The organism is Tautonia rosea (assembly GCF_012958305.1).
Classification (GTDB): Bacteria; Planctomycetota; Planctomycetia; order Isosphaerales; family Isosphaeraceae; genus Tautonia; species Tautonia rosea.
Genome location: NZ_JABBYO010000008.1, coordinates 133,508 through 150,770 on the forward strand (window position 1 = coordinate 133,508; position 17,263 = coordinate 150,770).

Annotated in this window: 17 protein-coding genes; 8 read left to right on the forward strand and 9 right to left on the reverse strand. The window is 65.3% G+C overall.

The features are described 5' to 3' along the window. Window position 1: 1 nt before the first annotated feature. A complete protein-coding gene (locus HG800_RS15545; RefSeq protein ID WP_169977552.1) occupies window positions 2-886 on the forward strand; it encodes an SIR2 family NAD-dependent protein deacylase in 885 nt (294 codons plus the stop codon). Here the strand turns inward: HG800_RS15545 and HG800_RS15550 are convergent. The 4 genes from HG800_RS15550 to HG800_RS15565 all read right to left on the reverse strand — a co-directional run bounded on the left by HG800_RS15550 (window position 883) and on the right by HG800_RS15565 (window position 4,822). Beyond that, window positions 883-1,215: a hypothetical protein gene (locus tag HG800_RS15550; protein WP_169977553.1), complete on the reverse strand. Its 333-nt coding sequence runs from the start codon at window positions 1,213-1,215 to the stop codon at window positions 883-885. The genes HG800_RS15545 and HG800_RS15550 overlap by 4 nt on opposite strands. Before the next feature lie 163 nt (window positions 1,216-1,378). Further along, the gene (tilS, locus tag HG800_RS15555; protein WP_169977554.1) at window positions 1,379-2,794 is read right to left on the reverse strand and encodes a tRNA lysidine(34) synthetase TilS; all 1,416 of its coding nucleotides are present in this window, start codon (window positions 2,792-2,794) and stop codon (window positions 1,379-1,381) included. Window positions 2,795-2,859: 65 nt separating this feature from the next. After that, window positions 2,860-3,747 (reverse strand): hypothetical protein, encoded by an 888-nt coding sequence (locus HG800_RS15560; protein WP_169977555.1) that lies wholly within the window; start codon window positions 3,745-3,747, stop codon window positions 2,860-2,862. A 130-nt stretch (window positions 3,748-3,877) separates the two neighbouring features. Next, window positions 3,878-4,822 carry a PAC2 family protein gene (locus HG800_RS15565; protein WP_169977556.1) on the reverse strand — a complete coding sequence of 315 codons (945 nt, stop codon included), beginning with the start codon at window positions 4,820-4,822 and terminating at the stop codon, window positions 3,878-3,880. A 289-nt stretch (window positions 4,823-5,111) separates the two neighbouring features. Between HG800_RS15565 and HG800_RS15570 the strand changes: the two genes are divergently transcribed. Then, a complete protein-coding gene (locus HG800_RS15570; RefSeq protein WP_169977557.1) occupies window positions 5,112-5,624 on the forward strand; it encodes a YaiI/YqxD family protein in 513 nt (170 codons plus the stop codon). Here the strand turns inward: HG800_RS15570 and HG800_RS15575 are convergent. Further along, a complete protein-coding gene (locus HG800_RS15575; protein WP_206352290.1) occupies window positions 5,597-6,568 on the reverse strand; it encodes a hypothetical protein in 972 nt (323 codons plus the stop codon). The genes HG800_RS15570 and HG800_RS15575 overlap by 28 nt on opposite strands. 266 nt (window positions 6,569-6,834) lie before the next feature. Here HG800_RS15575 and HG800_RS15580 point away from each other — a divergent pair, with 266 nt between their 5' ends. Next, the gene (locus HG800_RS15580; protein ID WP_169977558.1) at window positions 6,835-7,074 is read left to right on the forward strand and encodes a hypothetical protein; all 240 of its coding nucleotides are present in this window, start codon (window positions 6,835-6,837) and stop codon (window positions 7,072-7,074) included. A gap of 289 nt (window positions 7,075-7,363) precedes the next feature. Continuing rightward, a complete protein-coding gene (locus HG800_RS15585; protein WP_169977559.1) occupies window positions 7,364-7,828 on the forward strand; it encodes a hypothetical protein in 465 nt (154 codons plus the stop codon). A 338-nt stretch (window positions 7,829-8,166) separates the two neighbouring features. Here HG800_RS15585 and HG800_RS15590 read toward each other — a convergent pair whose 3' ends face one another. The 4 genes from HG800_RS15590 to HG800_RS15605 all read right to left on the reverse strand — a co-directional run bounded on the left by HG800_RS15590 (window position 8,167) and on the right by HG800_RS15605 (window position 9,521). Continuing rightward, complete coding sequence (locus HG800_RS15590; protein ID WP_169977560.1) at window positions 8,167-8,502, reverse strand: hypothetical protein; 336 nt, start codon at window positions 8,500-8,502, stop codon at window positions 8,167-8,169. 54 nt (window positions 8,503-8,556) lie between these two features. After that, window positions 8,557-8,739: a hypothetical protein gene (locus tag HG800_RS15595; protein ID WP_169977561.1), complete on the reverse strand. Its 183-nt coding sequence runs from the start codon at window positions 8,737-8,739 to the stop codon at window positions 8,557-8,559. A gap of 209 nt (window positions 8,740-8,948) precedes the next feature. Then, entirely contained in the window at window positions 8,949-9,251 is a 303-nt protein-coding gene (locus HG800_RS15600; RefSeq protein WP_169977562.1) for a hypothetical protein, read from the reverse strand. An 87-nt stretch (window positions 9,252-9,338) separates the two neighbouring features. Next, window positions 9,339-9,521: a hypothetical protein gene (locus HG800_RS15605; RefSeq protein ID WP_169977563.1), complete on the reverse strand. Its 183-nt coding sequence runs from the start codon at window positions 9,519-9,521 to the stop codon at window positions 9,339-9,341. A gap of 291 nt (window positions 9,522-9,812) precedes the next feature. Here HG800_RS15605 and HG800_RS15610 point away from each other — a divergent pair, with 291 nt between their 5' ends. The 4 genes from HG800_RS15610 (at window position 9,813) to HG800_RS15625 (ending at window position 17,243) form a co-directional block, all read left to right on the forward strand. Next, window positions 9,813-11,849 (forward strand): hypothetical protein, encoded by a 2,037-nt coding sequence (locus HG800_RS15610; protein WP_169977564.1) that lies wholly within the window; start codon window positions 9,813-9,815, stop codon window positions 11,847-11,849. A gap of 489 nt (window positions 11,850-12,338) precedes the next feature. After that, window positions 12,339-13,283, forward strand: a complete 945-nt coding sequence (locus HG800_RS15615) for a DUF1571 domain-containing protein (RefSeq protein ID WP_169977565.1) — start codon at window positions 12,339-12,341, stop codon at window positions 13,281-13,283. A gap of 194 nt (window positions 13,284-13,477) precedes the next feature. Continuing rightward, a complete protein-coding gene (locus HG800_RS15620) occupies window positions 13,478-15,898 on the forward strand; it encodes a M1 family metallopeptidase (RefSeq protein ID WP_206352310.1) in 2,421 nt (806 codons plus the stop codon). Between the two features lie 79 nt (window positions 15,899-15,977). Next, the gene (locus HG800_RS15625; RefSeq protein ID WP_169977566.1) at window positions 15,978-17,243 is read left to right on the forward strand and encodes a hypothetical protein; all 1,266 of its coding nucleotides are present in this window, start codon (window positions 15,978-15,980) and stop codon (window positions 17,241-17,243) included. Window positions 17,244-17,263: the final 20 nt, after the last annotated feature.

A 17,263-nucleotide genomic window follows, 5' to 3' on the forward strand; every position in this document is an offset into this window, starting at 1 on the left:
CATGACAACGTCCCGAGCGAGCGATCCGATTCAGCAAGCGGCCGAGGCGTTGGCCTCGGCCCGAGCGTTGGTCATCGGTGCCGGAGCGGGTATGGGAGTCGACTCCGGCCTGCCCGACTTCCGCGGCCGGGAGGGCTTCTGGCGTGCCTACCCAATGGCCGAGCGCCTCGGCCTGAGCTTCGCCGAGATGGCCAACCCCCGATGGTTCCGGCACGATCCGGCCTTCGCCTGGGGCTTCTACGGCCACCGGCTGAACCTTTATCGTGCGACAACCCCACACCCCGGCTTCGCCATCCTGCGCCGATGGATGGCGCAAATGAGCGGGGGCGGGTTCGTGGTCACGTCCAATGTTGATGGCCAGTTCCAGCGCGCCGGGTTCCCGGCCGATCACCTGGTGGAATGCCACGGACGGATTGAGTTGTTTCAGTGCCTCGACTCGTGCGGTGCCGAGTTGTTCGACGCCCCTGCGGACCCGCTGGTGATCGACATGGAGGAGCTTCGGGCTGCCGAGCCCCTGCCCCGATGCCCGCGATGCGGGGGGATCGCCAGGCCGAACATCCTGATGTTCGGCGATTTCGATTGGGACTGGTCCCTCACCAATGCTCAGGAGCGGCGGTTCGGGGAGTGGCTTTCGACCGTCGTCGACGCCGGGCCGATTGTCGTCGTCGAGTGCGGGGCCGGAACAGCAATCTCGACCATCCGATCGCTTTGTGAGCGCACGGCCGAGCAGCTTGGCGGCACGCTCATCCGCATCAACCCCCGAGAGTCGCAGGTCCCCCGCGGCCACATCGGGCTGCCGCTGGGGGCCGCGGAGGGGCTCGATGCGATCGACCGGCGGCTGGCGAGACTCCGAGAATCGGTCTCCGAACCGGGCGACTCGGATTAATCGCCCCGCTTGTACCACTTGCTCGCCTGCTCCTGGCCAGCGTCAAGCTCCTCCACAATGGCCTTGAAGGCCGTCGACAGGTGCACGTCGCGTTGCAGGCGTTCCAGCTCCTTCGCATCGAGCCGGGTGGCGGAGGGACCGAGCCCCTGATCGATCCGACCGCCTCCGTTGGTCAGTTCCATCCACATCACGGTCTGGCCGTGAGCGGCGGCGTTGCGCTTGATCTGCGCACTCCGGCATTGATTTCCATTAAGCCGAAGGCGGTTGGGCCCTTCGTGCGAGACGGCGACGATGTAGGTCGCTTTCTTTCCGAATCCAAACCATCCCACGCGCGTGATCCTCCCGCTACGGGATCCTTGATCCTGAGCCGAGTCGAGCCGGCCTTGTCGCCCTGTTGATCGTACCCATGCAGGGGCGATCAATCCAAAAAAATGCGTCTCAAAGAGATTTGTGGAACAGGCAGGACCGAACCGTACGCGGTGTCGCGTTCGCTCAGGGGCCGACCGCCTCGCGGCGCAGACCAAGCACTCGCCGGGTTCCCGGGGTGCGACGGACCCGATCGGCGATCCGGTGGCCGACGACCCAGATCACCCCACGACGATCCCGGACCACGGGAACCCGGCCGCGATCCCCGAGGGGAACGCGACGGCCCCTCAAGAAGTCGGTCAGGGTCATGGATCGTCCCCCCATGCCGAGCGGCGCGAAGCGGTCGCCCGGCAGCGGGGTGCTGATGACCAGATGCGCCCCCGAGGCATCGAGGAACGGGTCCAGCGCGTCGAGGTCGATCCGCTCGTCGCTGGGAGTTTCGGGGGCGGGGTCGATCTCGGAGACGATCCGGCAATCGGCCCAGACCTCGGTTCCGGGAATCGGCAAAAGGGCCGAGGCGGGAGGAGTCGAGGGGGCATGGACCGGGGCCTGAGGAACGAGCCGGACCCGCTCGGGACCGAGGAGCAGATCGACCCCGGCCCCGATCGCATATCTTCCCTGATCGCGAGTGACCAGCGCCGCCATCCGCTGCCAGCGATCGCTCGACATCGACCGCTCGGGCCATCCGGCCCGACGCCAGACGACGCGAAGGATCTCGACCCGGACCGACCGGGGAAAGGCGGCCAGCCGATCGCGTCTCAGGGTGATCTCGAACGGCTCGATCGTCACCACAATCGCTCGGGCCAGGCTGGCAGCCTGCCGTTCGGTCTGGCGGGCGGCGTCTCGGCTGCTCTGAGCGAGCCGGTTGAGCGCCTCGCGGACCTTCGGGTTGATGGTGGCGAGCTTCGGCAGCATCTCATGACGGATCAAGGTCCGGGTTCGGTTCACATCGGCATTGCTCGCATCGTCTTGCCAGGGCTGTTCGAGGGCGTTGAGAGAGGCACGGGCCTCGTCGCGAGTGGTTGTGAGCAAGGGGCGGATCAGCTCGACTCCCTCGGCCAGGTGTCGGCGAGGAGGAATGCCCGCCAGGCCTCGAATCCCGGTCCCTCGGACGATCCGGTGGAGAACCGTTTCGGCCTGATCGTCGCTCGTGTGACCGACGGCCACGGCCTGAGCCGAGCGTTGCCGGGCGATGTCGAGCAGCCAACCGTAGCGGGCCTGTCGGGCATCGGCCTCGAAGTGGGCCGCCCGCTCCGGCCGCCAGTGGCCCAGATCCATCGGCAGACCAAGCTGACTGGCCAGCTCGGTCACGAACTGGGCATCGCGGTCGGCTTCCTCGCCGCGGGCTCCGTGGTGCAGATGGGCGACCGAAAGCCGCAGGCCGAGTTCCTCCGCCACCTCGCACGAGGCTCTCAAGAGGGCCACGCTATCGCCCCCTCCCGAGACGGCGAGGACGATCCCCGAGCCCCCCGTCCTGCGCCGCCATCGGCCGAGGAACGATCGGACACGATGGCGAACGGCGAAGGCAGGGTCAGTCGTCATGGTTCCCTTCCCTTGAGGTCGATCACGGCTCGGCAACCGGACGCAACGCGACGCAGCTCGGCGGCTCAATGATCCGATGACGGTGAATTCTCCGAGGGGTTCGGCTCGAAGTCGAGCGCCCGAGGCTCCGCGCCGATCGAGCGGACCCGAGCCGCCCGGCTCACCAGGGCCCCTCCGTGCAGCATGAGGCTGAACTGCGAGGCGGCAAAGCAGACGAAAAAGACCGTCGAAACCCCCGCCGCCCGGTCAATCCAGACCGAGGCCCCCTCCCGGACCCTGCCGAGCCGATCACTCGCCTGGTCGAGGCTGGTAAAGAACGTGTCGATCTGGTTCCGGACATCGCTCAGCGCGAAATCGACCTCGGCCAGCAGTTCCTGAAACTGCGCCCGTTGGCGGAGCGAGAGCGCTTGCCCCATCCGAATGCGAGTCAAGGTGCGAGAGGCCTCGTCAAGCAGCGTTGTGGCCTCGTTCAGACTGCTGGCGACGTTTTGCAGCGGAGGAGCATCGGCCGATCGCTCCGAGACGCTTCTTCTTGGGAAAAAGGGCACTGAATCGAGCAGGACCAGCGCCCGGTTGAGACTGCGAAGGCTGTCCTGCAAGGCAAGAATAAATGTTTCGGCTGCTTCCAGACGTTGCTCGATGTCCGGGTCGAGCGCTTCGAGCAAGGTCGGGGCCTCCGGGTCTCGCTGAGCGACCCCCGCGAGTTCCTCGACCGTCTCTCCCACGAACCGGACGCGGTCGCGCACCGTGTCGATCAGGGTCAAGGAGGCGTCGCCCTGTTGGCGGACCAGATCGACGACCTGTTCCAGGTCGGCGATCGACGCCGGCACCTCCCGGCTCAGGCGATCGGCTAAAGTCCACGACCCGACCACCGCCCCGATCCCGAAGACCGTTCCCAGGGCACCGATCAGGATCGCAAACGCACCCGTACAGAGCTTAATCAAGCGAAGCACGATCCTGAACACTCCCTCCCGACACGATTGGCCGGCCCCTCTCGTCTCCCGTCACGGCTGATGGTGGAGGAGTCCTGGGATCAGGATGGCCCCGGCCCGTTCACCAATCCCCAGCGGGAGCCCACGTGTCTCAACGTTTGAACAGATCGAGGAAGCGGTCTTCATATTCGGCGTAAATTCCCAGGCGATCAAGCTCTCGCTTCAGTTCGTAGGCTTTCGAACGATCGCGGGTCGATTCTTCGAACAGGTGCTCGATGCGCTTGCGGTCGTCGGCGGTGACGGTCTCCTCTTCAGATTCGTCAGGACCGTCCGGGCCGAGGAACGCCTCCTCCTCGGCAGAGGATTCCTGGTGCGGGGATTCGATTGCGTGCTCGCTCAGGTTGAGCAGCTCGCCGAGCCGTTGCTCGACATCGACCGCCTGTTCGGCCAGCTCGGTCAGATCGAGCTGAATCTTGGCGATCGTCGAGAAGACTTCCAGCACACCGAGCGCGGCCTTCGGAAACGGAAGCTGAGCGAAGATTTGCGGCATCTCTCCCAGCAGGCAGGTGCCCGGCAATCCGGCCTCGGCGGCAACCCCGAGCAAGACGCCGTTGAGCCCGCTGATGTGCCCGTCATCGAGCATCGTCAGTTCCAGTTGCGTCAGCTCGTCGAGCGTCGTCTGATCGGTGGCCGCGCCAAAGGTCCGCGACTCGTGCGAGGGGTGCATCTGTGTGGCCATCGAGGCGAAGGTGAAGACCCGCTCGACCCCCATCTCCTTGGCAAACTCGATCAGGCGACGGCAGAAGGCCAGCTTGCCCCTCGGCGGCTGAGCCTCGCCGATGAAGACGATCAGATCGTGCCGCTCTTCCGGATCGTGCCAGGCGAAGAAGCGGCTCCGGGGCAGCCGACCGGTGCGAATCAGACCGCGCTTGACCTCGACGTACTCGACGTCGAACAGTTCTTCGGCCTGGAACTCGGCCACCATGTGCATGCCGAGCTTGGCCATCAGGTAATAGCCGGCGCTGATCGCCACATGGCCCATTCCCGGCCAGACGGCGACCATCCAGGGCTTGTGTAATTTGATCTCGTCGGCCATGAGTTCACCCTCCCGATCCGCCTCTCAACACCGGTTGCCACCAGGGCGATCGACGCCCCCGGCCTACGTCTCGACCTCCGAGACCAGGGCAACACCCCCTTCCAGCATCGGACGAGGTTGCTGAGAATTCTATGCCTGACCGGTGGAACCGCCCGCAATCGTCGCCAAATTGGCCTGCAACGGCGGGCCAATTTCCCGCAAGTTCCTCCAAGGAAAACGGGTTTCTTGAACCGCGAGCCGTTCCGGAATCGTTGCCTTCGACGCCTTCGTCTGGGAGTCCTGTGTTGTCATGGCCATTTACGTTGACGCCGATGCCTGCCCGGTCAAGGACGAGGTCTACCGGGTCGCCCGGCGTTATGGCGAAACCGTCCGGGTCGTGGCCAATGCGCCGCTCCGGGTGCCCGAGCACGATCAGATTGAGCTGGTCGTCGTCCGAGGCGGCTTCGAGGCGGCCGACGACTGGATCGCCGAGCAGATCGGCCCGGGCGATCTGGTCGTCACGGCCGACATTCCCCTGGCCGATCGCTGCCTGAAGGCCGGCGCCCGCGCGTTGGGACCGAAAGGCTACCCGTTCACCGACGACTCGATCGGCGAGCGGCTGGCCACCCGGGCGATCCTCGACCAGCTTCGCCAGGCCGGGCAGTACGGCGGCGGGCCTTCGGCCTTTGCCAAGACCGATCGCTCGCGCTTCCTGGGCAAGCTCGACGAAATGCTCGTCGCCATTCGCAAGGAACGGGAACGTGAAGCCCGCCGAGCCCCCGGCTCCGGCTCCGATCAAGGGCGGCCCGGCGGGCCGATGTAGGAGCGGGCGATCACGACATCATCGAAGAGGACGACGTTGACCTCCTGCTTCGTCCAGCGGTCGGTGATGTAGCTTTCGAGAGTCAACGCGTTGGCCATCAAGGTGGGGGAGGTCCGCCAGTTGATCCCGGTCCAGTGGCCGGCCAGCTCACCGTCGATCCAGTAGGCTTGCTCGCCGTCGGCTTCGCCGGGGGTGTTGTGCTGGAGCATGAACTCGACGCAGATCCACTCTCCTTTTCGGATGTTCGGCTGTGACGCGGGACGGAAGGCGTTACCCCAGTAGCGGCCGTCGGGCGAGGCGGTCATCTCATGCCAGTAGCTATAGAAGTTCCACTGGCCGGGAGGGGGGAGCCGGCCCCAGTCGCCCCAGGGCTCAATGGCGGTCGAGAAACGCTCGTCTCCCTCGGGCCGGTTGCCTGCCCCTCCGAACCCGGACCAGCGGTCGCCGCCGGTCAAGCCCTTGTTGGCCCGCAGGGTGACGAAGTGGTGGACGTAGTCGCAATCGGGGTCGAACTTCACGAGGAACCGAAAAAAGAGAGTCTCACTCGACTCGAACCAGGTGGTCAGGCCGCCTCCGGTGTTTTCGGAAAGCCGGGCCTCGACCCGGAGCGCCTTCGATCCGGTGCGAGGGTCGGCGGCCGACTCATCCACCAGGCTGAGCACCGAACCGCCTCGGTTGCTCACCTCGTCCCACTTCGCACCGAGGGGGGCATTCCCTTCGAAATTGTCGGCGAAGATCACGTCGGCATGCGTCTCGATCCCACGATCAGCCACAAACGCGGCGGCCAGACCGTCTCCCCGGGGTAACGGACTGGTCGCGGCCTGGTTGCGCAAGCCGTTAGGATCGCCCGCATCATCGGGCAGCGCCATCGTGGGAGAGGCCGAAGCCAGCAGCACGGCCAGAGCCGCAATCGGCATCAAGCAAGGCATTCGCAAGAGGATCATGGAAGCAAACTCCCTTGGGTCGTCCCGGAAAAACGAGACTCTCGGCAACGTTCAGGTCGTAGTCTACTCAGCCGATCCGCGCTCGGCGAGTTGGACAGGCCCCGATCGCGCGTCCCCTTGCTCAGCAATTGGAGTGAGCGACGGCACGCAGGATGCAGCAACGGTTCGTTGTGAATGCCCCCCTCGGCATGTCATCGGTGCGAGAGGGACCGCCCCATTCCGTTGCGAACGATTCCGCCTTGAGCAAACACCAAAGGAGGCTCCTCATGCCCGACGACCCGAACCGCCCCCCCCAGGGCGACCGCTTTGGCTGGGGCCAGCAACCGCTGCACCGGACCGACGAAACCACCGGCGATGAAGGCATCGAGCCGCCCGTCGGCCAGGGACACGATGAAGCCACCACCGGCCGCCCCGCCGAGCCCCCGAGAGCCGGCAACCGCGACGACACTCCTCAGGCCCCTGATTCGCCGATCAAGACGCGCCGACCCGACGCCCAGGAATCGTAAGACCACCTCTCGGGGTCTTCCGGTACCGATCCCGATCGTACGCGGGGTGGGGTCCCACCACACCTCGCCCCGCAGATCATGGTCTGATCCTCCGCAAGACGCGTCCCGACCTCGCCGTTCCGGAAAATTCCGCAGCATTTGCAAGTCAATGTGAACTACGATCAGAATGTCACTGTCAGGTGTCGGGGAATGATCCTGGCAAAGCGGCCCTCGGCCAGCATGGGCTCGGCCGGCCTTGACCGACACATCGTCGTCCTTTGATCGAACAACTTCAGGTGAGGGGTCTCCCATGACACGCATTGCTTCCCTGATCGTGGCGGTTGCCCTGCTGGGCAGTGTCACGTCGACGGCGTTTGCTCAGGTCCGCATGACCTACGGATATCCCACACAGAGCGGGGGAGCCCAGGTCATTGTCCGGCAGCCCGTCGCGCAGCCCGGCGTGGTCGCCGGCATTCCGTATGGCGGTGCGGTGTCGCCGTATGTCACCGATCCGTCCTACGGCTATTCGACCATCGCTCCCTACACCGCCGGCACAGTCTACTCCACCGGCGGCTATGGCTACGGTTACGGCTATGTGGCCCCGGAGGCGGGGGTGATGGTCACTCGCGGATATCCCCGCTACCCACTGAATTACAGCTACGGCTACGGTCCCGGCTACCGGGCGGGCAACCCGTATGCCTCTCGGATGATCAGCCCGTACGGAGGAGGCGTGCGCAGCTTCGGGTTCGGCCGAGGCTTCGTCGGCCGTCGTTAATCGAAGTCTGGCGGGAGGTTCGGTCAATGGATGATCGACACCAGCACCCCGATCCCTCGCGTGCCGTCCGCCTTGCTTCAGACCGACCTTGCCAAACGGCCCGAGACACCCCCGCGTCTCGGGCCGTCTTCGTGCGCCATCCGGAACCGGAAATGACGCACCACGTTTCGGAGCTTGCAGTTCCGTTCCGTCACGAGAACATGAGACGAAACAGGACTTGAGAAGCCTTGGAAGTCGGCGACCGTTTCGGCAAGCCAGGCAAGCCCGGGAATTCAAGAGATCATCGAGGAACACCGCGTCCCCCGAACGACGAGGGAGCGGCGGGACGGGTCAATCGGTCACTCGTCCAGAATCTTCGGCAGGTCGGCGAGCACGCGCTCGATATCCGCCTCGGTCAGTTCACCGGGGCCGAAGGAATGCTTCGAACGCAGCTCGGCGAATCGCCAGAGCAGGACCGTCACCTCGGCGTCCTCGGCAATCTTGTACGAGGGAGGACCGGCGGGGGTGTCCATCAGGGTCAGCGGCACCTCTTTGATGCCCTTTTCGGCCGCCAGGTCCCGTAGGGCCGTGACGGTTTCGGCCTCGTTCTCGGTGTCCGTCAGCTGGACAACGAAGGCCTTCAGGTTGGAGTTCTCAGCCACTTTCTCATCAACGGCCTTGACCAAACTGGTCAAGGGCCCGGATGTCGTCCGCGTGAAGATGCAGACGACCGGGCTGGCACCGTAGCGTCAGCGATAACAGAGCTCGTTGCCTTTGTTCGGACCGGTGACATCGTAAACGTCGAAGGCGTTGACGACATCGCCGATCTTCGGGCCGGAATCGGGACCTTGCGCCTGCAAAACTGCCGCCGCACCCATCGCGGAGACAGCCAGCACGGCCAGGCCCCAGGCGTGCGAAGATCGCAATCGCATAGGGAAAAACCTCCTTCGGAAAGGGCTCTCGACCCTGATCCTACCGATCGGTCGCGTGGACTTCCGAATCTATCGTGGCCTGAACCGATCCGATCGTCAACGGGGCGATCAGGTTTCGAACGACGAGGCTCAGGTCGCTGCTCTCCGAAGCGTCGCGCCCGCTCCCTCGCAAACCCTCCCAAAGGCGATTCCAGACTCCTACCGCGCCGTTACTCGCCCAGCACCTTCGACAGATCGGCGAGCACACGATCGATGTCGGCCTCCGTCAGCTCGCCGGGGCCGAAGACCTGCTTGGCTCGAACGTCGAAGAAGCGATAGATCAGGATCGTCACCTCCGCGTCTTCGGCAATCCTGTACGCCGGAGGGCCGTCGGGATTCTCCATCAGGGTGAGCGGGATCTTGGCGATCCCGCCCTTGGCCGCCATCTCCCGGAGATTCGAGACGGCTTCGGCCTCGTTCTCTGGGTCCGTCAGGTGGACGACGAAAGCATTGAGCCTGGGACGGTCTGCCATTGTCTCTTCCACGGCCTTGACCAAACTGGTCAAGGGCCCGGACGTCGTCCGCGAGAAGATGCAGACGACCGGGCTGATCCCGTACTGTCAGACGTAACAGAGCTCATTGCTTTTGTTCGGACCCGTGACGTCGTAAACGTCAAACGGGGTGACGATTTCACCAAGCTTCGGCCCGGAATCGATCCCCTGATCCTGCCCGTCTGCGGCTCCTCCCAGGGCAGCGATCGTCAGCACGGCCAGGCCCAGAACGCTCACAAATCGCACTCGCATCGTTGAGACGCCTCCTTTGGAACATGCGGGGCTCCGTGTGACCCTCTTGGTCGCAAGAATCTCTTCGTTCCATCCTGCTGGCAACGGTCGAGATCGTCAACGGCCTCCGTGCTCAGGGGCTTTGGGCGCTCCCCGAGCGCCGGCTTTCCGAGCGCTCGGGCTGATGTCTCGGGCCGATCTTGCCGATCTTGTCGGTGTGACGGATCGTCCGGGCTGCCGGCGCCTCTGCGTCGCCGGGACCGGTCTTGATCTGAGGCCGACGGACGCCGACGGACAAGGAGGGCGGGAATCATGCCTCGGGGAGCGACCAGGAGCAGGATCAGAAAGGCCCGGCCGGGCCTGGAGTCGCTGGAGGGCCGCCAGCTCTTGGACGGCGGCGGCCTCAGCGTCGGATTTGGGCCGGGAGCCACAGACGCCGGCATGACGCTCAGCCCCGTGGAGCTGCGATCGACCGGCCTCGAGCCCGGCTCGTCGGAGATCTCGGTCGATCAGAGTGCGTCGGATGGCCCGTCACTCGCCGACGTCGGCGTCACCATGCTGCAGGCCCCGCCGATCGAGGCCCAGCAGACCGCCGCTCAGAACGGCCTTCCCGATCCCCCCGTCAAAACCTTCCGCTACACCACGCCTCGGGGCGGGAGGGTCGCCATCAACCTGAGCGGACCCGGTACCCTGGCCGGCACTTCGGTTCGACCCGACGGAGCGCTCGACCTGGTGTTCGATGGCACCGGACCGAACAGCCAGATCTTTGCCCATGCCACCGGCGTTGTCCCGCTTGCCAGCGTTCGAGACGCCGACGTACCGCTGGAGGCCCAGGCCGGGGCCGGGGCCAATCAACTGGGTCTGGCCGGTCTTCGACCGTTCAACTTGATCGAAGGCGGCACGATCAATCTCATCGGCGGCGTCCGGCGGCTCGGCATTAACAACGTCGGCCCCAATACCCAGGTCTTCCTCCGAGAGCTTCCCGAGGTCGCCCTGGAACGCGCCGCCCAGGCCGGTCGCGACACCACCTTCGCCACCGATCAGGCCGGCGGGGTCGAGCTGGTCCTGACCGACGGGAACTTCTTCCCGGTTCTGACTCCGACCCCGGTCGAGCAAACCGGGCCGCCGCCGGGCATCCGCATTCAGATCGCTGGACGGATCAACGGTGAGCCGCTCGCCCCCTTGCCGCCCGGGACGAATCCCCAGGACGAGCTGACGATCGGCAATCCTCAAGTTTACGGCTACGACGCGACGGCCGGGCAACTGATCCGCTTCGATGCCACGACCGGTGCCGTTGTGCAAACAATCGCCGTGCCCAGCCTTGCCCCCTCGGCCGGGGTCAGCACGGCCAAGGTCGACGACCGATTGCTGGTGCTCGTCGGTCAGGCCAATACCGTTCGGGCGTTCGAGGCGCTCGACCGGACCTTGCCCGACGGCTCGATCGTGCCGGCCGGAACCTTCGTCGGCCAGTTCACGACCGACAACCTGCCGACGATCAACGCCATCGACGGCATCGGCACGACCGACCTCCGTACGGTGCTGGTCGATTCCACCGCTAGCGGAGGGGTTGGCTCGGCCCAGGTCATCGACCTGGCCGCTAGCCTCGACCCGGCACTCAACCCAGGGGGCATCACCTTGCTGCCTGGGTGGAACACGGTTCCCGCTCCCAATCCCGCGTTGACGTTCTTCACACCGACCCGGCAGTTCGGGTTCCTCGGCGGAGCCACCGGAGTCCCCGGCTTCGACCCCCTGGCGGTGCTCGGCCGCGGCTTCTTCGACGAGTTCCAGCCGACGACCGAGATTCTCGGCGTGATGGCTCTTAATCCCATCGGGGCTCGGCTCCAGGAAATCGACCGGACCGGGGCCCCTGGCCTGCCCCCTGCTCCTCCGGCCGGAACCGACGAGGCCCTCGGCAGTGTCGACAGCGCCGTGGCCCGAGTCGTGGGCGTGGTGGACGGGAAAAACGTCGTCAATCTCGTGAGTCGAACCACCCTGAACCGGATCGGCACGACCGAACTCGACTACCCGACCCTGCTCAGCGGCCTCTCCGAGTCGTTCCGACCCAAATTGGCCGGAACAGCCGTCTTCGACATCCAGGGAGACGTCCAGGCGTTCCTCGCCCAGGATGCCCAGGGCCTGGTGCTCAACACCCTCGGCACCTTGCACCTGGTCGGGATCAACCGCGCCCGAGACTCGTTCATCGTCGGCTTCCCCCTGAACCACGTCTATCTCGGACCAGGAAGCCGGAACGTCTCGCTCGTGACCCCGGCCCCGAGACCGCCGGGAACCCGGCCCGATGTGACCGTCATCCCCGGCCTGCAGCCGATCGGCCCGCTGTTCATCCCCTGATCGACGCCTGACCGCAGCCAGCCCGTGGAATTCCGCAAGCCCGCTCCCCTCTCGGTCCACCGATGAGGGAGAGCGGGCTTGTGTCGTACGGTCTTCCGTGTGATCGGGAATTCGAGGGCCAGCCTTCTGGCAACCCAAGCCCAATTCTCTCCCGAACCGGACCAGATTTCCCCCGCGCTCTAACCCAATCCTGTCCGGATTTCTCGGTCGAAAAAATTGACCAGGAGCCAAGTTAGGGGATAAACTGGTCCAGACACTCATGACATTTTCACCGATGGTTCTCGATTTGCACCGTGCCTTGTCGACGTCCAAGGACCTCCCCCAGTCCTCTCGACCGTTCGGTTCCCAAGGGATCCCCGCATGATCCTTCACCCGTTGCCAACGACCGGCATCGGCGTCTGGTCGGAATCGAGTTCGAGGTCGAAGCCTGCCCCACCGTCGAGTCGTTGCTCCCCTTGATCTCAGATTCGCCACCTTGATTGACTTCTTATGACTGACGCGCTCCATCGCCTCATCACCTTTCGGCAATACCGCAAACGAGCCCTGGCCCTCTGCCTGGCGCCCGTGGCGCTGGTCTTCGTGGCCCGCTGGATGATCGCGGCACCACTGGACGCCGCCGGATCGTTCGCGAGCCTCTCGGAGGAACCGGCCGATCGGGTCGCGGTCCCTCTGGACCCGAGCGAACAACCAGAGCCGCTCGACGAAAGCTCCACGTCCTGGCCCCTCGACGCGCTGGAAGGCCCCAGAGCCAAGCAGCTCCTCAACCGCGCCCTGGCCGATCTGGTCACCCGGCTCGAAACCCTCAGCGGGTACGAGGCAACCATCTGGCGCCACGAACGCGTCAACGGCCGATGGCTCATGGAGCAGACCCTCCAGTTGAAAGTCCGCCACGAGCCCGTCTCGGTTTACATGAAGGACATCGGCCGCCCCAAAGGTTGCGAAATCATCTACGTCGATGGCCTGCGCAACGGCAAGCTTATCACGCACACCGGGGGGGGCTTGCTCGGCATGTTCCTGCCGCCGATCGAGGTCGAGCCGCACTCGAGCCTGGCGATGTCGCAGAGCCGGTTCCCGATCACCGAGGCCGGCGTCCTTCCCGTCGCCCGGATGCTCTTGAGCCACGTGCAACGCGCCCTGCACGATCTCGACGCCTCAGTCACGCTCGACCGGATCACCGACGACGAGGGCCAGCCCCTCTACCGATCGCTCCATCACTACGCCTCCGCCTCGCCCGATCGCCCCTTCGCTCGCTTCGAGGTCCACTACGATCCCGAAACCCTCCTGCCTCGTGCCTACTCCTTTCACGACTGGCCCGACGCTCCCGGCGCAGAGCCCGTCCTGGGTGGCCGCTACGTCATCGAGACGTTCGACCCGAGCATCGTCCTGAGCGACGAGGACTTCGACCCGACGAACCCCGGCTACAACTTCCGCTGATCACCTCCGCAATCGCAGCGCCCCCCCTCGCTCCGTCCTCGGACCCGCCCTTCCCCTCGCAGGCGCTCCAGGCCCGTCACCTTGACACTGGCCAGGGCAGATCGACAAGATCAAAGACCCTCTCCCAAGACGAGCGCTCTTTGTGAAGCTCCGATCGACGCCCCCAAAGGCCCCGCCCGAGCGAGTCGATGACGATGCGCCCCATGATCCGAACACTCCTCCGCCCTTCCGCGGCCATGACCTCGATCCTTGCCGCTCTCTTGATGGTCTCGCCGTCCTCGGCTCAGATCAAGAACGAGAAATACACTCAGGAAGACAAATTCCGACAGCTTGAGGAAGTGCTCCCCACGCCCAACGAGGCCCGCACTGCCTCCGGGGCGCCGGGCAAGGGCTACTGGCAGCAGCGGGCCGATCACGTCATCGACGTCGAACTCGACGACGAGAACCGCCGGATCATCGGCCGAGAGACGATCACCTACACCAACGCCTCCCCCGACACCCTCAAGTATGTCTGGCTCCAGCTCGATCCGAACATCTTCCGCCCCGACGCCGACGCCGTGACCACCGAAACCGCCCCCGGCTTCGGCGATCGCGTCTCGTTCAATGCGCTCAAGGGCATCCTCGCGCGTCAGACCTTTGATGGTGGTGTCACGATCGAATCGGTCGAGGCCTCCTCGGGCGAGGCGCTCGACTACACCATCAACAAGACAATGATGCGCATCGATCTGCCGAACCCCCTGCGCACCGGTGAGCAGTTCGTCTTCTCGATCGCCTGGAACTACGCCATCAACGATTCGAGTGTCATCGGCGGCCGAACCGGCTACGAGTACTTCGAGGAAGACGGCAACTGCATCTACGAGATCGCCCAGTGGTTCCCCCGCATGGCCGCCTACACCGACGTCAACGGCTGGCAGCACAAGCAGTATCTCGGCCGCGGCGAATTCACCCTCGAATTCGGCGACTACCTCGTGCGGATCACCGTGCCCGACGACCACGTCGTCTCCTCGACCGGCGTGCTCGTCAATCCTGAAGACGTGCTCAAGCCCGAATGGATCGAGCGCCTCAAGGAAGCCGAAACCGCCGAGAAACCCGTCTTCATCGTCACCCCCGAGGAAGCGAAGGCAAACGAGAAGTCCAAGCCCAGCGGCAAGAAGACCTGGATCTTCCGCGCCGAGAACGTCCGCGACTTCGCCTTCGCCTCCTCCCGCAAGTTCATCTGGGACGCTCAGGGGCACGATGTCGGTGGCAACAAGGTCATGGCCATGAGCTTCTACCCGAACGAGGGGGAACCGCTCTGGAGCCAGTACTCGACCGCCTCGATCATCCACACCCTGAACGTCTACTCACGCTACACGTTCGATTATCCGTACCCGATCGCCCAGTCGGTCAACGGGCCGGTCGGCGGCATGGAATATCCGATGATCTGCTTCAACGGCCCGAGGCCCGAGAAGGACGGCACCTATTCCGACCGCACCAAGTACGCGTTGATCTCGGTCATCATCCACGAAGTCGGGCATAACTACTTCCCGATGATCGTCAACAGCGACGAGCGCCAGTGGACCTGGATGGACGAAGGAATCAACACCTTCTTGCAGTATCTTTCCGAACAGGAGTGGGAAGAGAACTACCCCTCTCGCCGAGGCGAGCCGCAGGACATCGTCTCCTACATGCGCAGCACCCAGCAGGTGCCGATCATGACCAACAGCGAGACGATCCTCCAGTTCGGCCCCAACGCCTACGCCAAGCCGGCCACGGCGCTCAACATCCTCCGCGAGAGCATCCTCGGCCGCGACCTGTTCGACTACGCCTTCAAGGAGTACGCCCAGCGCTGGAAGTTCAAGCGGCCGATGCCCGCCGACCTCTTCCGCACGATGGAAGACGCCACCGGCACCGACCTCGACTGGTTCTTCCACGGCTGGTTCTACACCACCGATCACGTCGACCTGTCGCTCGACAACCTTACCCTCTACACCATCGACACCGGCGATCCCGAGGTCCGCAAGGCCCTCGCCCGCAAGGCCCGAGAGGAGGCCCCCACCACCCTCTCCCAGGCCCGCAACAAGGAGCTGCCCAAGTTCGTCGACGAGAAGCCTGAGCTGAAGGACTTCTACAACGAGTACGACGACCTCGCCGTCACCAAGGATGAAAAGGAGGCCTTCGAGCGCTTCCTCGCCAGCCTCACCGACGAGGAAAAAGAGCTGCTCGCCACCAAGGCCCACTTCTCGATCGTCGAGCTCTCCAACGTCGGCGGCCTGGTCATGCCCGTCATCCTCGAACTGACCTTCGAGGACGACTCGACCGAGGAGGTCCGCATCCCCGCCGAGATCTGGCGACGCAACGCCGAGCGCGTGACCAAGCTCCTCATCACCGAGAAGCCGGTCGTCTCGATCACCCTCGACCCCTACCTCGAAACCGCCGACATCGACCTCGAAAACAACCACTGGCCCCGCCGCCCCACCCCCTCCCGCTTCCAGCTCTTCAAGTCCCAGGGTCGCGGCTCCGGCGAGAACCCCATGCAGAAGGCCCGCAAGGCCGAGCAGAAGAAGGACGCGTCGGACGGCGAGACGTCCGAGGAAAAGCCCTCCGAGGACCGCGAAGCTCCCGACGGCGAGTGACCGATCCACCCGGGGAGTCGGCCCGAGCCGGCCTCGTGTCCTACACTCCTCTGGGCAAACCTCCAGGGAGGATGTCGAGATGGCGAGACGCATCGGGTTCGGGCTGCTCGTCGGGATCACGGCGGCCGTCTTCATCGCCCGGGAGTCACCCGGCGTCGCCGGACGACCTCGGCCGGATCAGGACAACCTCGGCATCCCCGGCGGTCGCCCCGAGGATGCCAGCCGGGCGACGAACGACCCGCACGAGTTTGCCTGGCGGCTGTTCTTCGCCCTCAACCGCCAGGCCGAGCTCGGCACTGCCGGCGTGCCCGACCCCGACCGGCCGACCATCCGGGACTACGACCCCGACCGGCCGGTCACCTGGGAGACCTGGGCCCTGGCCAGCGGCGGCCGGGCCGGGCCCATCTACGTCCCCCCCAACCGGAGCGAGGTCTTCCTCGATCGCGGCGCGACCCCCGCGGCCTGGGACGACCTGCCCCGGGACGTCCCCCCTTCCAAAGTCCTCGAGCCCTACCCCGGCAAGGGGCTCGACTTCCTCCTGAAGGTCGCCCGCGCCCCGGGCGCCTTCGACCCCGTTGAGGACGGCGGCGAGGGTGGCATCGAGGTCCGCATGAACCGCGCCACCTTCGACTACATCCGGGAGAATCAGCTCTACAACATCGAGGGACTGGAGGACGCTTTTCTCAAGGGCAACGAGCTCCTCTTCCCCCGGGCCTCCCAGGAGATCAAGGCCCGCTGGGTCCGCATCGAGGAGGCCGACAAACCCCGCTATCACTGGCGGACCATCACCAACGACGACGGCGAGCGGCAACTCTGGGGTCTCAGCTCCCTGCACATCATCACCCGAGACCTGCCCAACTGGTTCTGGTGCGACTTCGAGCACGTCGACTTCGAGCGCTTCGCCGAGCAGTACTCCCAGGACCCGACCACCCGGGGAGACGCCCCCCCCGCCGGGCGGGACGGCATCCGCAGGGAGACGATCGGCTCGAAGTGGGAGCACATGAGGCTTCGGGGCACGCAAACTGCCTTCGTCGACGCCCAGGGCCGGCCGACAATCCTGGCCAACTCGCAGATCGAGCACGGGTTCCAGCAGAAGTCCTCCTGCATGACCTGCCACGCCCGGGCCACCGTCGGCCTGCGGTCGGCCCGCCCCGGCCTCCCGCGCTGGCAGGCCCACACCCTGCCCCTGGATCTGGCGATCCGCCCCGTGCTCGACGAGGCCGTCGGCGCCCCAGACCCCGACTGGTTCGTCGACGACTACAACGAGCCGATCTTCCTGCAGACCCACTTCCTCTGGTCCCTCCCGTTCCGGGCGTTGAGCACCGAGGTTCGCCCGCCGGAGTGACCTCTCTGGCCTTGATCCCC

Bases quoted from the DNA above. Each gene is read 5' to 3' on its own strand.
- HG800_RS15545 (WP_169977552.1), top strand. From the start codon at position 2: ATGACAACGTCCCGAGCGAGCGATCCGATTCAGCAAGCGGCCGAGGCG.
- tilS (WP_169977554.1), bottom strand. From the start codon at position 2,794: ATGACGACTGACCCTGCCTTCGCCGTTCGCCATCGTGTCCGATCGTTC.
- HG800_RS15565 (WP_169977556.1), bottom strand. From the start codon at position 4,822: ATGGCCGACGAGATCAAATTACACAAGCCCTGGATGGTCGCCGTCTGG.
- HG800_RS15570 (WP_169977557.1), top strand. From the start codon at position 5,112: ATGGCCATTTACGTTGACGCCGATGCCTGCCCGGTCAAGGACGAGGTC.
- HG800_RS15575 (WP_206352290.1), bottom strand. From the start codon at position 6,568: ATGATCCTCTTGCGAATGCCTTGCTTGATGCCGATTGCGGCTCTGGCC.
- HG800_RS15580 (WP_169977558.1), top strand. From the start codon at position 6,835: ATGCCCGACGACCCGAACCGCCCCCCCCAGGGCGACCGCTTTGGCTGG.
- HG800_RS15585 (WP_169977559.1), top strand. From the start codon at position 7,364: ATGACACGCATTGCTTCCCTGATCGTGGCGGTTGCCCTGCTGGGCAGT.
- HG800_RS15595 (WP_169977561.1), bottom strand. From the start codon at position 8,739: ATGCGATTGCGATCTTCGCACGCCTGGGGCCTGGCCGTGCTGGCTGTC.
- HG800_RS15600 (WP_169977562.1), bottom strand. From the start codon at position 9,251: ATGGCAGACCGTCCCAGGCTCAATGCTTTCGTCGTCCACCTGACGGAC.
- HG800_RS15605 (WP_169977563.1), bottom strand. From the start codon at position 9,521: ATGCGAGTGCGATTTGTGAGCGTTCTGGGCCTGGCCGTGCTGACGATC.
- HG800_RS15610 (WP_169977564.1), top strand. From the start codon at position 9,813: ATGCCTCGGGGAGCGACCAGGAGCAGGATCAGAAAGGCCCGGCCGGGC.
- HG800_RS15615 (WP_169977565.1), top strand. From the start codon at position 12,339: ATGACTGACGCGCTCCATCGCCTCATCACCTTTCGGCAATACCGCAAA.
- HG800_RS15620 (WP_206352310.1), top strand. From the start codon at position 13,478: ATGCGCCCCATGATCCGAACACTCCTCCGCCCTTCCGCGGCCATGACC.
- HG800_RS15625 (WP_169977566.1), top strand. From the start codon at position 15,978: ATGGCGAGACGCATCGGGTTCGGGCTGCTCGTCGGGATCACGGCGGCC.